At 29.8% G+C, this 15,299-nt stretch carries 11 protein-coding genes; 1 reads left to right on the forward strand and 10 read right to left on the reverse strand.

Features of this window, described 5'->3' with window-relative positions:
• Window positions 1-546: 546 nt before the first annotated feature.
• The 7 genes from cls to LDP15_RS03870 all read right to left on the reverse strand — a co-directional run bounded on the left by cls (window position 547) and on the right by LDP15_RS03870 (window position 9,112).
• Window positions 547-1,995, reverse strand: coding sequence for a cardiolipin synthase (gene cls / locus LDP15_RS03840; protein ID WP_042230320.1), 1,449 nt, complete (start codon window positions 1,993-1,995; stop codon window positions 547-549).
• Between the two features lie 490 nt (window positions 1,996-2,485).
• Window positions 2,486-2,833: a hypothetical protein gene (locus tag LDP15_RS03845; protein WP_015426367.1), complete on the reverse strand. Its 348-nt coding sequence runs from the start codon at window positions 2,831-2,833 to the stop codon at window positions 2,486-2,488.
• A 639-nt stretch (window positions 2,834-3,472) separates the two neighbouring features.
• Window positions 3,473-3,997 carry a hypothetical protein gene (locus LDP15_RS03850; RefSeq protein WP_225513292.1) on the reverse strand — a complete coding sequence of 175 codons (525 nt, stop codon included), beginning with the start codon at window positions 3,995-3,997 and terminating at the stop codon, window positions 3,473-3,475.
• A gap of 1 nt (window position 3,998) precedes the next feature.
• A complete protein-coding gene (locus LDP15_RS03855) occupies window positions 3,999-4,388 on the reverse strand; it encodes a DUF4430 domain-containing protein (RefSeq protein ID WP_015426365.1) in 390 nt (129 codons plus the stop codon).
• A 22-nt stretch (window positions 4,389-4,410) separates the two neighbouring features.
• The gene (locus LDP15_RS03860; RefSeq protein ID WP_225513293.1) at window positions 4,411-5,661 is read right to left on the reverse strand and encodes an MFS transporter; all 1,251 of its coding nucleotides are present in this window, start codon (window positions 5,659-5,661) and stop codon (window positions 4,411-4,413) included.
• A 233-nt stretch (window positions 5,662-5,894) separates the two neighbouring features.
• Complete coding sequence (locus LDP15_RS03865) at window positions 5,895-8,153, reverse strand: radical SAM protein (protein WP_225513294.1); 2,259 nt, start codon at window positions 8,151-8,153, stop codon at window positions 5,895-5,897.
• A gap of 98 nt (window positions 8,154-8,251) precedes the next feature.
• Window positions 8,252-9,112, reverse strand: a complete 861-nt coding sequence (locus LDP15_RS03870; RefSeq protein WP_015426362.1) for an Rgg/GadR/MutR family transcriptional regulator — start codon at window positions 9,110-9,112, stop codon at window positions 8,252-8,254.
• Window positions 9,113-9,384: 272 nt separating this feature from the next.
• On the opposite strand from LDP15_RS03870, the gene LDP15_RS03875 reads away from it, so the two are divergent.
• Entirely contained in the window at window positions 9,385-9,834 is a 450-nt protein-coding gene (locus LDP15_RS03875) for a hypothetical protein (RefSeq protein WP_042230317.1), read from the forward strand.
• A gap of 378 nt (window positions 9,835-10,212) precedes the next feature.
• Here LDP15_RS03875 and LDP15_RS03880 read toward each other — a convergent pair whose 3' ends face one another.
• The 3 genes from LDP15_RS03880 to LDP15_RS03890 are packed head-to-tail and all read right to left on the reverse strand — an operon-like array spanning window position 10,213 to window position 14,915.
• Window positions 10,213-12,858: an AAA family ATPase gene (locus LDP15_RS03880; RefSeq protein ID WP_015426361.1), complete on the reverse strand. Its 2,646-nt coding sequence runs from the start codon at window positions 12,856-12,858 to the stop codon at window positions 10,213-10,215.
• Complete coding sequence (locus LDP15_RS03885; RefSeq protein ID WP_042230315.1) at window positions 12,830-13,399, reverse strand: ABC-three component system middle component 1; 570 nt, start codon at window positions 13,397-13,399, stop codon at window positions 12,830-12,832. The genes LDP15_RS03880 and LDP15_RS03885 overlap by 29 nt, the downstream gene beginning before the upstream one ends.
• Entirely contained in the window at window positions 13,365-14,915 is a 1,551-nt protein-coding gene (locus LDP15_RS03890; RefSeq protein WP_373442483.1) for a hypothetical protein, read from the reverse strand. Before LDP15_RS03890 ends, LDP15_RS03885 begins: the two co-directional genes overlap by 35 nt.
• Window positions 14,916-15,299 lie beyond the last annotated feature (384 nt).

Consider the following 15,299-nt stretch of genomic DNA (forward strand, 5'->3'; position numbering starts at 1 on the left):
ATTCAATATCTGCTTTTCCTCCTAAACTAATTTCTTTAATTATTATATCTAAAATTTTTCCTTTTTTTCTTACATTTTTGAAAGTATTTGAAAATTATTTTATCAAAAAAGTTATTAGAAGGCTAATAATTCTAATAACTTTTTAGCTTTTAAATTATTTATTGATTATAAAAGATTTTTATTTGTTCAATATTGAACAAATAAAAAAGTCATCTCATGCAGTGGCTAAAAAAACATGCATTAAAAGACGTTTTTCAACTAAATTTATCTTTTGGAGATTAACCCTCTGGTCTGATATTAATAAAAAATGCTCGCATAAGTTCAGCAAACCTTTTGACTTTTAATAGACAATCATAGCCTTAGTGAGTATGAATGATTTGTAGCATCTATTACTCTACTCTTGAACAATTGACTTTCAGTTGAATATAGGAAGAATTACTCCAAAATAAAAACCACTAAAATTTTCAAGTGGTTTTTATTTTTCAATATTCATGTGTTTTAAAGAAATCAATTCATCCTTATTAAGCCCTTTATATACAGGACCATTTATAATATCGGACTAAGTAATCTCGAAAAGTTTTGCTTGATTTTAAGCCAGATAGATTGTTGGGCAATTTCTTCATCTGTAAGTAGCTTTGATTTTATTAAGTCTCGCTCAAAGGTCCTGCTCATCTCTTTTGCTATAGTTTCATCATAACAAAAGGCACTTATCTCAAAATTTAATTCATAACTGCGAATATCTTGATTAGTTGTACCAAATACGCCTAATTTTCCATCCATTACAAGGGTTTTAGAGTGTATGAAGCCATTTGTATAATTGTATATTTTCACACCGTGTTTATGCAGATAATTTGCGTAATATTGTGTTGCTCTAAAAATAAACGGATGATCTGGCATATTGGGAATCATGATTCTTACATCAACACCAGAATTCGCTGCTGCTACAAGCGCCGTTATCATAGAGTCATCAGGTATCAAGTAAGGCGATTGAAGCCAAATATAGTCTTCCGCATCCATAATCATTTTAATAAAACCTGTTCTTAAAGTTTTGTTATCACTCTCTGGTCCGTTTGCGACAATCTGAATATCAATATTTCCTTCTTCTTCCGGTACTACAAAATATGAATCTTCTCGTTCGAGCTTATCTTTAGGATCTCTGACTGAAACATTCCAATCTCGAATAAATGTTTCTTGAAGACCAAAAGCTGCTGTACCAACAATTCTACCATGTGTATCACGCCAGAAGCCAAACTTTTTACTGTTATAAATATATTGATCCCCAACATTAAAACCGCCAGTCCAACCAATTTGACCATCTATCACTACAATTTTACGATGTAAATGATAGTTAAGTCGGGTTTTTGTTAGTGTATTACGCGATGTGATAAAGGCTGTGACCTTACCTCCTGCCTCTTCCAAAGGTTTAAAGAAATCTTTTCTCGTTTTTCCTCCCCATGGATCGTAAACTACTCTAACTTCCACCCCTTCTTTAGCTTTTTCAATTAAATGATCACGAAAAGCAGTCCCAATTTTGTCATTAAAGAATGCATAGTACTCTACATGAATATTATCTTTAGCATTCCTTATGTCGTCAAACAAGGCTGAGAATTTATCTTCTCCATTCAGATAAAAATTCACTTTATTCCCACGACAAAGTGGTGTACGTTCCATATTATTAAAATATCTTTTCAGTAATCTTTCATGGGGTGCCATTTCTTTTGGCTCAAATTTTTCATTATTTTCACGCACTCTTTGGGCAAGAATAGACAGATTATATTTATTTTCTTCTTCAAAACGATTTGTTGTCGTTCGATCAAGCCCTCTTCCTAAAAAAAGATAGCCAAGGAAACCAATCCCTGGTAAAAAGAACAAGAACATAGACCACGCAAAAATACTGGCAATAGACCTAGGTTTTCGAAAAATTGTCACAAGGGCAAGCAATGTGTTAATCGTTATTAGTGTTCCCATCAAACTATAGATTGTCGCAAGTGACATAAAATATTTCTCCATAATCTCCATAAAATAATATTATTTATCTAATTATATCAAAATTTATTGGATACTTTATTTATTTTATCTAAGCAAAATTTAATGTTATTTTTATAAGTATTATTGATTCATTAATTCTTAATGCATTTGTCTTATCTATACCATTTAAATAAACCAACTCTGAAAAAAACTATCTCAGCCTCTTCTTTGTCACGCGCCCTTACAGTAGCAAAAGAAAGCCTATCCGCAATACACACATCTTTTCTTTCAGTATCAAATTTTCAAAATTTATCTCATTGATTTTTTCTCCTCAAAGGAAATATTATATGTTATCAGCCATGCGGATGCATTTCTTGAACAAGAACTACCAGTAATTATTTTAATCATTTTTTCTCCTATTTTTTTCTTTTTAACGTGTGATATATGATTCAATCAAACTGAATAACATCTCCTAAATTAATTGTTCCATTTCTATCTGCTTGTTCATTTTCTTCAGTTAACCCTGAGTTATTGATATAGGATGGAAAACTTCACATAAGAATTCCAATAAGGTAGAATCCGGGCCATCCATTAAGTCAAACCGAGAGTCATTAAAAACACACCCAAAATTCCATGCATCATTGTTAATGATATGTTGCCACATCTCTTCCTCTACGTTATTAAATCTTTCATCTGTTGTTACCATATTTTCTAAAGGATAGATCCTTTTCAAGAAATCTATTTCTTTAAGTCGTCCATAATATGGATAAAAGTATTTTTTATCACTTCCAAAATAGATCTGTTCAATACATCTATTTTCAAATAAGTCGAAAATATCATGACGTATCAATTCAGTAATTTTCATCTTTTCAATCTTTTTTATATTTATTCTAATAAAATTAATTGATGACTTTCAAATATAATAACAAAACAGTACTTCATTAATACTGTTTTATTAATACTTATGTAGCACATTTCTTTCAAAACATAATATAGCAAAATACAAAAATATTTACGATTAAAAGTTTTAATTATTCTACCGGATTCGTTAAATTTGCATGTTCTGCAATTAATTATGAAACAATATCGTTCGTTTTCGAAAATTATTGTCTCATTGAATCCGTTTTAGTGATAGTTGATTTTGCCACCCAAGTCCCACTATTAAATGGATTTTGAGCCATTGTGTTTGATTTTCAAGATAAAAATTTCTTGCCATTTTACTCAACTTAACCGAGTTAACAACTGCTCTTTAGAGCTCAGTAGAGCCGTTTGTCTCATTTCACCCAACATTCACAAAGATAATGTTAGCCGTATGTCAATAATAAAGAATAAATTATATATCTTTTAAATAGGAAAATGTACTTATTAAGTGCTTTTATTATCTCTATAAATTAAACCCCAAATAACGAGTGTTTACTTTGCTGTCTTTATTCTCTGACAACTCAGTTTTGAGGTTTTATTTTACATAAAAAATAATACAAGAAAAGGTACGTAACACCAAATTTCAAACAGAATCATCGTTGTAAAACCTTGTTAAGCTATTGAATTGCCGCTTGAGAATTCGAGCTGGTCTAAATACCAATATCATAAATAGAAAATTCCCTAATCCATGCATCAAGTCAAAGGGAAGACCAGCAATATAATAAATTTCAAATGATGAAATTTGTAAAACAAAAACCTCAAACATTGAGATTACAATTCCATAAATTAACCCCAGTATAAGGCATAATATTGCTTGCATAATTAAAAACTTCATAATATCAATTTTTATAACCAGCCAATATAAAAAAATTATTAGAGAATATGCTAGTAACTGACCGACTACCCAGTAGCCCATTCCTAGATAAACGGATGTTGCTATAATCGTCATGTCAGCAATAATAATTGCTTCGCTCAATCCAATATTTAAACAAATGAGTAAGTAGATTGTTGTTAAAGGAGTAATATTTGGCAGATATGAAAATGGAAAACGAATTACGGAGCACAGTGCTATTGTCATCGCAATTAGCGTAAGCTTACGAACTGTCAATTTAGTATTTTTCCAAATAAAATCTGATTTTTTCACCATTTATTATTTTAACGCCCCCTGCGCCAATCACTGATCTTTTTCCATTTATATCAAACATTAAATAAATTGATTCTTTTGTATTCTGCCTTAAATTACCGACAGAGGTAATAAAGCCCTCGTCCTCTTTTGCATTCAACTGAGAGATTGCAAATGAAAGTAAGGTAGTGCCTTTTTTTACTTGATAACGCTTTGATTTTCCCTCAATTATTACAGTAACTGTGTTCTCTTTATTTGAGTGTGCATTTGACGTATTTCTTGGTAGTTCACTCTTTGAGGTGAAACAAGCTGATAACATCACCAATGCAAAAACTAGAGCGACTATCACTTGGAGATTTTTAACTATTTTTTTCATACGGTCTCTTCTGTCCTATCAATCATTTCGACATTTTCCATTTTTTCAACAGAAATGCACGAAAGCCTCTTCCTATTTCTTTCCAAAATGCAAAACATACAATAACTATAACTAAAATATTATTGATGATATATGTGACATCGGCTCCAATAGCTGATGCTAAAAATCCTGTGTACAGGATTCCAAGAGGGACGATCAAATTTGCAGAAAAAGAAAGGAGAGCAAAAAATCGACTTTGAATATTTAAAGGAACTTGGCTCTGAAAAAAAGACGTCATTGGTACATTCACTAAAATTGTAATAAACCCAAGTAACACTTCAAAGAAAAGCATTAGTCCAAAGAAAACAAAAGCATTAAAAGAGATTAAAAAAACTGATGAAAATCCAATTAAAACCATGACCAAACTGTTTAGCACGAAGAGTTTGGAAATATGCTTTTTGAACTCAATTTTTGAGTTTTTAGCAATGAAAATCCCTGATAATATTACACCTATTGAAAAGGCAATTGACACCAGTCCAAAAATAGAAGTTGGAAGATGATATTTTTGAATGGCAATCCCTGGGTTCGTCACTTCTTCTGATGAAGCAACAAAAAAGTTAAGTGCCATAATGAGCAAAAAATATTTTAATATCGCTTTTTCTGTCCGAATAAAATGAAGGCCTATCCTAAATTTTTGGACAAAACTTTCTTCAACAATTTGATCATTTCCTCCGTTCTTACTTTCCAATGGAATAAACGCAATGACCACAGCTGCCAAAACATAAAGTATAGCTAAAATTAAAATAACACTTGAGAAACCGAACACTCCATACACCAAGGTTCCAAGCATCGGTGCACCGAAAACAGAAAGGTTATCTAAGATACTTTTAATACCATTATATTTTTCTAATTCTGATTCATCAACAAGTTCAGTAAATAGAACTTTTGAAGATAAATCAAGCATCATAGAAAAAATTGCAACTAAGATTGCAAAACAAACAAGATAAATACAGTCATAGCGCCCAAACTTTAAGAGTATAGACTCAATACTACATAAGATTGCAAGGGTCAAAACTGAAAAGAATGTTACTTTCTTCTTTTCATATTTTTCAATCCACACTCCCATAGCTGGAGTAAGCAAAACACTCGGTAACATTGTAATCGTAAAAAATAAACCCGAAAGACTTAAAGAATGGGTTGTTTTCAAAATGAATAACGGGAATACTACGGGTAAGATTGCTCCTGCAAACTCAGATAAGCAGCGAGAAATAAACAAATATTTAATTTTAGACAAGACAACTCCTTAAAATATGAATAAGACCAGAAAAAGAGAAAGTCTATCACTTTCCCCTTATCAAAAGATTAGCAATACTTTGTGTTCATCTCAGAATCTACTGCTTGAGCAGAATCTTTTGTGGATTGTACTTCCATCACTTCAGCAAGTGATTTAATTTTTTCGAAATCCATTTTTCGCTCTCCTTTATTAAAATTTGTATTTTTTCTCCGGTGAGGATTTATACATAAACCTCATATCATGACTTTCAATACCTTTGATTCCAGAGCGTCCACGATCAGCTTTTCTAACTTTTCAACAGGTAAATTTAAGCCCGAGCGTGTTATCTCAGTAAACCATTCCTGAATCTTATGCGAAATCGTGAAGTATTTTAATAGCTCATGCCCCAAAACATTAGTCTGTATCACTTCCTTAAACATCTTGTTGTATATCAACAAATCCGTTGAATTATAGTGCTCAAAAAAATAATCGTTCAGGCATAATTTATATTTTCCTTCAAAAATTTCATCCATAGTAGAATATTTTTCTTGTGAATTTTCAAGTTCCAAAAAATCATAATAGGCTAAATCTGATTTAATATTATCTAAAGCAAAGGTAATCTTAGCATTTCCTATCTGCAAATCTGAAGTAGGATAAGAAAGAAATATTCCATGCTTAACATTATACAAAAGAGTCATCTGCGTTTCTTCATCTATAATCAAGCTAACATAGCGATTTATTTTAAGACTTTCATTCTCAAAACAGAATCCATAAACCTTATAAGAACGTTCTGCTGCCCTTTTTTCACGTTCGTTGATTAAATCAATTTCTGATGGGAGAATAGACTTAGGGAATTCAATATCAAATTGTTGAGCATCAAAAGAGGTTTGCAGAGAAATTTTAGAGCTACGCATCGTGCTCACAAGTTGTTTGGCCTCATCTGATGTCAAGCCTTCGTGAATATTATAATCCCGAGAGAGCCTTAAATCTTCATCATCAGCTGGTTCTAAAATTTCAATATTAAATACTTCGGGTTTCTCATAAACGCCTGCGCCCACTTCAAGTCCAAACGTGCCAAATCCCTTTGTAGAATAAGGAAGGCCATAATCCTTTTTGGATTTCAAAATCATTTCATTTGCAAAATGATAGGTATTCTTTGCTTCTTCTAAGGTTTCTGTCGGAAATCCTGTCATAAAAAAGAGGTGAACCGAAATTCCTGCTTCAAAACAATTTATAATATTGGGTTCAATCCAAGCAATATCAATATTTTTATCCATCAGGTCCAGTACCCTTTGATTATAAGATTCAAGCCCAAATTGAATATTAGAACATCCCCCTTTTCTCAAGATTTGTGTCGTATCTGCGGTAAGCAACTTTGAAAAGCGGGTTTCGCAATACCATGAAATGTCTTTCTGCTCATTGTCAATCAGTAACTTTGCAATTTGCTTCATTTTAGGCACAAGAAATGTTTCATCTACAAATGAAAAATGATAAATGCCGTATTTTTCCTTCACAACTTCCATGTTTTCTACGACTTTTTTAGCAGGCATATGTCTAAATTTCCCCCCTGAAGCGTTAGGAATTGTACAGAAGGTACACTTATTTACGCAAGCTCCTGAGGTATAAATGGGAATCCATAGATTATCTGTGAAGTATTTGGAAAAATCAAATCCATCAAAATCTGGCGGTAAGCTATTTATTGTTCTAGACTCTACGATCTCATTTCGTTTCAAATTTCTATGATCATCCAAATAATATAGATTAGGAATGTTTGAGTAATCTTTATTGTTTTCCAACTGCTGTAAAAAAGATGATAAGTTTTCTTCACCATCATAAAGAAGCATAGAGTCAATGTAGTTCCAAAAAGGATGTAGATTACCAATAAGTGATGAAATACGAGTAATAAAATTACCGCCTAACTGGATGTGTTTTACGCTTGGACATAATTCTTTAATTGCCTTACACATTGTTAAAGTTGGAATGAGTTGGGTATTTCCTGTGACAGAGAAACCAATATATTCAATCTCTTGATTTTTAATTTCTTCAATGGTTGAACAATCCTTTTCAAAATATTCAATGAGTGGATTGGCTGCTCTATCTGATAATGCTCTCATTATCTCTGAAGTGGAATCGTGCGAATATTTGAAATGCATGCTGTTAAAATCGATTTCGAATCCTTTATAAACTTTTCCTGCAAGATAATTCAAATTGGATAAAACATTCCAAGCAAACTTTCTTTGCCAAGACTTTGAATCTTTTGAGCGTATTACATCTTTTGCTTCTTGGATATGTAATGTTGAATTGAAATAAATACCCTTTTTTAGAGTTGAAGTTTCTCTACTCATCCGCTTGAAAAACTGTTCTGAGAAGAAAAAGTCATAAAATTCAACATTTTCATCACGAATTAAAACCTCTTGATTATTTTGTTGAAGATAGGCTTTTAATACAGGCAAAGATAAATAGGGCCCCCGTGGATCCCAACCTGGCGGAAAAATTAACATTGACTTCATCATGAGTACTCCTAAAATAAAATCTCAATAACTAAACTAAGTTATCGAGATTTTATCATTTTATCTTAAATATTTTTTAAACTTTTAAATATATGAAAACATTACAATTCTCCTAAATCGTAAATCTCTTCATAAAGCTCCTGAGCTGCTTGAGTATATCCATATTTTTCGATGTCTTTAGCACAATCTTGCATCATTAGTTTCCCTTTTGGGTCCTCCAATAGATGGAGATAATGTCCTTCCAAATATCTTAATGTAATGGCTTCTTCAAAAAACTCAATCGGTATTCCGATTGTCTTAACACGATTAAGACAAACCAATGCCTTCTCTAATTTTTTTCGATTAAGCCAGGTGTCTGCAAGATTCAACATTGTCCGAATGACCATTTGTTGGTTCTGGTGAACATTTTTATAGTAACTTGACTTATCAAATATTTCTGTACCATAATAATCCAACATATTATCGTCAAGATAATGCTGACAAACACTGAACACCCAAATTTCATACCTCCCCCACTGTTCTACTAAATCCAAATAACTCATCAAAACATCAATATCATCTTTGGTGGGGTTCCCACCAGCAGTAGAAGCGAGTGATACCTTAGATACAATGTAATTTAATTTGAAATATTTTTTATCCGAATTTTTTTCTGATTTCTCTTTCCAATAATGCAACCATTTTTTGATTTGATTCAAGTCTTTGATACGATGGGCTTCTCGAAGCTCATCATGAAAAGTATAGTCTTCAGACAAGGAATAATTATCATAAAAATCTTGAAATTCATCTAACGAGAGTTGAGTGTTTTGGAGCAAAAGTAAAAATTTATCAATCGTGAGTGAGGTTTCTCCACGTTCAAACTTTGATTCCTGAGCCAAAGAGAATTCATTTGCTGTCACTTCTCTAAGTGTTAAGTGCTTCGCCTCTCTAAGAATCGAAAATATCTTGCCAGTTTTATTTCCCATTATTTTTTCGCTTTCTCATATATTCAAACAAATTATACCAAAAATCTCTGTAAGGTATGAGGTATGTGCTCAGAGTGATATTATGGAACAAAAAAATGGAGCTTATACTCCATTTTTACGCTAGTCTTCATCCTTTGCAGTCCCAATGTGTGGTTCCAAACGATTAGCTGGATTTAGTCATAATGCATTGTGAAACTTCTCGCTTGCTTTGTTGCGTATGCTGTTGTATTTTCTGAGACAAGTTGATTATTTCAGGACGATAAAAACAAATAATGGATGATAACATCTACACCAAAGCTTTGGAGATTCTCAAAAAGAATCACATTACTTTGCTCTATGATGATATTTATCCAATTAAAGAAAATGGTAAATTCGTTCGTGTAAAAGGGCAAAAATTTATTGTGCTTAAGAGAACCCTGAATGATAAAGTTGATATTATTTTAACAATCCTTCACGAGTGCTCTCATGCAATAAATGATGATGACCTTCACGTAGTCAATAAATTGCAATTGAAGCACACCGAATATTTTGCCGAATGTAACAAAATTAAAGACTATATCAGCTTAAATGCCACTGAATATGGCGCTCCTACAACGAATATTCCCGCTTTAATGGAATCAATGCATATTTACGAAACTTCCTATTATAAAGTTTTTGAAAAAGAAGTACGTAAATACTATAATTCTGACGGCAGTCCAATAAATGAGTGGGAGATGGATTAAAAGATTAACTAACTCTCAGCATTCATTAAACATACTTTATTTATTAAAATTAATCTATTAAAAAAGAGTTTGCACCAACAAACTCTAATTTTCTATTCAACCGTTTTAAAAGCGGTAGCAAATATCATATATTCTAAAAAATGACGTCGACTTTCTAAACTTCGGCGTTTTTTATTATTGAGTGACAATATTAACTTTGCAACTATGATAATTAGTATAGTTACTAATAAACGGATAAAATATATCTTATATATAATCCACTTGGTAGCTTCATATATTGCTTATCAAATTAATAATACTTGAGACAAACACTTTGAAAGGAATTTTCTCGGATCCTCCTTTTTTAGATATTTGATACACATTCATACAATTGTTCTTCTAGTTATTGTCTAAAATATTTTCATAGCTGTTATTTTCAGAATCCAAATAATACACAGAAATATCATCTAATCTAAGTTCATTTTTCTTTAAAAAAAGATTTACATATTTTGCATCATGTGTTGTAAAGATAACCTGTTTCTTCAGCTGGCTTAGAATATCAATCATTGAAAATTGATTGATATCATCCATGTTTTGAATAGGGTCATCTATTGCAATAAAATCTATTAGCGAATTACTTTGACTAATGTTTTTGGCTATAAATATGGAAATGGCCAAAACATTGAGTTGCCCTGAACTTAATACATTAACAGCTTTGACAGATTTATTATTGCCAATTATTTCAATATCTAATGTGTTTGCCTTATCATCTATATTTAAATTCAAATTTCTATAACTTGATACATTTGGATTGAGATAGTTGAAATACTGTTGAATAGTTGATTCATTACTATTAATTATCTGATCAAAACTATATGCATTATTTATACGGTTCAATTCCCTATCTATTAACTGCAATTTAGTTTTTAAATATTCCAAAGACTTTTGCGGCTCAAAAATTGATTTTTCCTTTTCTTCTAAATCATTCTTTAACGTAGAATATTCAATAATAAGATGATAATTGTTCATTTCTCTAGTTATTGAATTGATTTTTCTATCTTTTTCATCAATTACATATGAAAGATGTTTTAAAATATCATTATAATTTTTAACTTTATAATGATTAGAAAAAACATTTAATAATTTATCAAAGTCTTTTAAGGCAGCTAAATCTTTATTTTGCTTCTCTATTTTCAACTTCAATTGTTCTTCAAGAGTTAAATTTTTGACTTGTATCTTTTCTAGTTTAGCTTTTTCTTCTAGTAAAGTTTTTAGGTTCAAACCTGAAAATTCTATATCAGAATCTTCTTCCAACTTTCTTTCAATATTTGATTTTCTCATTTTCAATTCCAAATATTGCTCACGTTTTTTAATTCTACTTTCCGAACTATTCAATAAAATACTCAATTGATTTTTTTCATAATTAAAATTAACTTTTAGATATAGAAGATCATTCGTAATTGTACTAATTCTATCCTTAACTTCTCTTTCTTCTTTTTGCCTTTGTGACAAATCTGATTGGAAAATATGAGATTGTTTTTGCTTATTTGAAATGGTTTCTTCAAGTTCTTGGATTTTATTTCTATAGTTACTCAATTTTTCAACTGTAACATTGGATTCTTGCAGTAAGTGAGAAAGACGATTATCAAACTCTTTAGCAGATTGTGGGAAAGTCTGTTTACATACAGGGCAGGAATTTTCAAATTCATGATGACTTTTCACAAATATCGACGCTTCTTGAACTAATTGAATTAACGGATCAAGTTTTTCTGTCGAGCTAATTGAAAGAAATTCTGACTGCAAAATACCTTTTTGATTTTTCAACGTTTGTATCTCATCGCTAATCTGTTTAATTTTTTGCTTAAGTTTTTGAATATCTTTTGGAATTTGCGCTCCTAATTTCGATAGCTCATTAAAGTCATCAATATATTTTAAAGCATATTTATACTCTTCAGTCTTGTGGTAAAGATGTAACATTTTATTCCTTACATCTTTATCTGGTTCAGATGTTAATTTGTTAAAATCAGAATTAGATAATTGACTTTCTATATTCTTTAATTCTTCTTCTTGAGCACTATTCTTAGATAATAGATCTTCTTCTATTTTTACTTGTTGAATAAACTTATCATTTTCTTTCAAATCTTTTTTATTTAAAACGAGAACTTTCATAATCTTTTCTTGTTGATTTTGAAGTTCTTGATTTTTTGAGTTTAAAGTACTAATATTTTCAGAAATTAAATTTAAATCTTCAATGTATTTATCAATATTCTTTGCTTGTGAATTGAACTCTTTTAAGTTTCTTTCAGCTTGAAATTTATTTTCTAGTAGCCTATCCTTCTCAGTTTGTTTGTCTTTAATATTAAAATTATTAGAGTCTTCAATATTAATATTCGTATACTTATTGTCAATATTGGATTTTTGAAGTTTCAACTCCTCTTTGCGAGATGTCACAAGATTATATTTTTTATCAATTTCAATTTTAAGTATATTTTTTACTTGCTCATAATTTGTCTTTAGACTAGTGATATCATCCATTCCTAAAATTGAAGATAATACCTTATACCTTTCATTTGCACTATCACTTGCAATGAAATCTAATACTTGATCCTGTGCAAGTAGTGATGATTTCATAAAATTATTAACATCAAAACTACTACTTGATGTAGCTTTAAACGCTTTTTCTAAATACTGTTTAACATTTTTATCACTTTTTATGCTATTATTATTCGCATCCAGACATCGAACAAGTACTTTACCCTTTCGTGAAATAATTCTTTTCAATATGGTATTATCAGTAAATTTTATTTCAACAAAACAATCATTAGTATTTTTATTTATTAATACATTTTTTAGTGTTTCTAAATTTGGAATATCATTAAATCTTTCGATGCTACCGGTCAAACACCATTGAATAGCATCAAAAATAGAACTTTTTCCGTTACCATTATCCCCCAAAAATATAGTGACATCTTTGGAAAAATCAAATTTATATTCACCATCAAAATTTCTAAAGTTATTAATCTTTACTTGTTCTATTCTTATCACTTTTTTCTCTTTCTACATCAAAAAATTCTATTTCTTCTAAAATTTTCCTTATTTGACCCATAGATAATTTCTTATTTTTTTCTTTATTATCTTTGAATATGGTGTATAATTCTGATAATTCTGAAGAGGGATGATAAATATTATTATTACTTTCATGTCCCTCCTTAACATTTTCTATCACGTTTATAAAAGGCACTCTGAGAATATCATCTTCACTTTGAAGAACATACTTTCTTAAATTTCTAACATCCCTCTCAACATAATAATATTTTTCAGAAAGTGGGTTTTTGCTAACCAAAATCAAGAGATATGTATTCCATAAATTATAGTCAGAAAATTTTTTGATTTTATCCCTAATCTCTTTAGCAGTTTGATTTATACTTTCTTTATACGTTTGATCTTGTACAATTTGATCATCATAAATAATAATTAATTTTCCATCTCTATTATTATAGAAAGTCTCATATCCAATACTTTGAATTTCTATTTTATCAAACTTTGAATTTTCAATTTTCAATTTCAGTGTTTTTAGTAAGTCCACCTAATTTTAACTCCTTACGAATTTTTTCTTTCATTACTTGTATGGAAGTGTAGTCTCTTTTACTCCTAGTTATTGACTCCAATCTAGTTTGGGAGGAATATAAAATACTAATATCAGTCTGTACATTAGTAATGTTACTTGTGTTAATGTCATCTAATTTCTCGTTAATATTTTGAACGTTTGTTGAAAAATCCAGCTCCGTTCTCTCGAGCTTTTTGGAATCATCTATATCTCTATCATCAAATAATCCAGAAATAATCAAAGCGATATTATTTGAACTCATAATTCTTAGCTTTTCAGCATTTCCCAATCTTATAAATGAATCTTTAAATTCATTTATAATTTCATCTATCAATGAATCAATTTCTGAATTGCCAAAAACAAGAAATGTTTGATCATTTAACTTGAAAGACAAAATATGACGATTTTTATCCTCTATTTCCAATTTTTGGGGAAATGAAATTTTTAGAAAAAGTAATAATGATAATAAATGTTTAAAATGAGTTGAACGTTTGGCTTCGTTTACCTCGATATATCTATCTTTTTTTAAATACTGATTAATTATATCAACCATAGATAAATTACTCGACGATAAAATATTTTCTAAATCTTCCCTATATATATCAGCAAAACTTTTAAATTCTTGTAAAAACTGAACGTTTAATTTTTTATTTGAATTTGAATACATCTCATCCAAATATGTAAAGTATTCAGTTAAAACTTTTTCATCAGACATTCTGTGATAGGCACTAGTTACATCATTCGTGAGTTGTTTTTTTGTATAGTCTTTAAGCTCATTCAAACTCTCACCTGCAATTAACTGGATTGTAGGATCCTTAGGATTATAGCAAGCCTTAAAGAACTCTGAAATAATATTATTAATTACGCTATAGGATAGTTGACTATTCTCAAATCCCAATACTTGTGGAATAGTGGTTTTTATTTGAGATATTAATTCTTTTGGAGTTAAGTATTTTATTTTTAAATTTTCAAAGTAATTTTCTATTTTTTGATTTAAAGTTTTATTTAAATCAAAAATCCTGTTCTTATTAATTTTTAATCTGGTAAAATTGTCAACTGAATTATATTTCAATTTTTTAAAAGTTGAATGAATCATGTTTTTAAATTCCTCTGACGAGGTTGATAACACTAGATTTTTTTTAAATTCTTTATTATCACCAGAATAAAATGGAGAAAGTTTATAATTTGTACCATCACTATAAAAACAATTTGAAATAATTTCAAACTGTAAAGTAAACTCATTTAACTTTGGTATATCATATGCTGATTTAAATAACTTAGGAATCCATTTTTTCGATATATTAGAGTCATAGCCAGAAAAATTTTTATTTTTTGTTTTAACTTGTATGAACTTTACAACTTTTTTTGAATTATTGAACAACACGATATCTTGATGGTGATCCAAAAATATTCCATCCCATTTTCCTTGAAAAACTTCGCCTAAATAATGTACAGAAACCATCATTTGATAATAAAATCCTGTCATGGCTATAATTCCCCCATCATCTGTTTAATTTGTTTTTTTATAAGCAAAAAAATTCCGCCTATAATATAAGATTAATTAATTCTTTTGTACTGTATTAATCAATTCTATAATGAGAGTTTTGGCAGAAATTAAGTATAAAAAAACGAGAATATTGATAAATTGTGGTTTTATAGGCATTTATGTGCGTTCTATTTATTACCACAGAATATCTGTATATCTGCATTTATGAAAAAATGCACATGATGGTTTAAAAGATAACAAAAAACCTTACTTCATGTAAGGTTTTAAAAATCATTTATTTCTATTTATACAAACTCGTTGTAACTCTCCGTCCAAGCACTGATATCAGTTGTTCCTAGCTTTTTTCGATTTGTCCAAGCAAAAATTACTTAT

It is taken from the genome of Lactococcus sp. SK2-659 (assembly GCF_020218185.2).
Classification (GTDB): Bacteria; Bacillota; Bacilli; order Lactobacillales; family Streptococcaceae; genus Lactococcus; species Lactococcus lactis.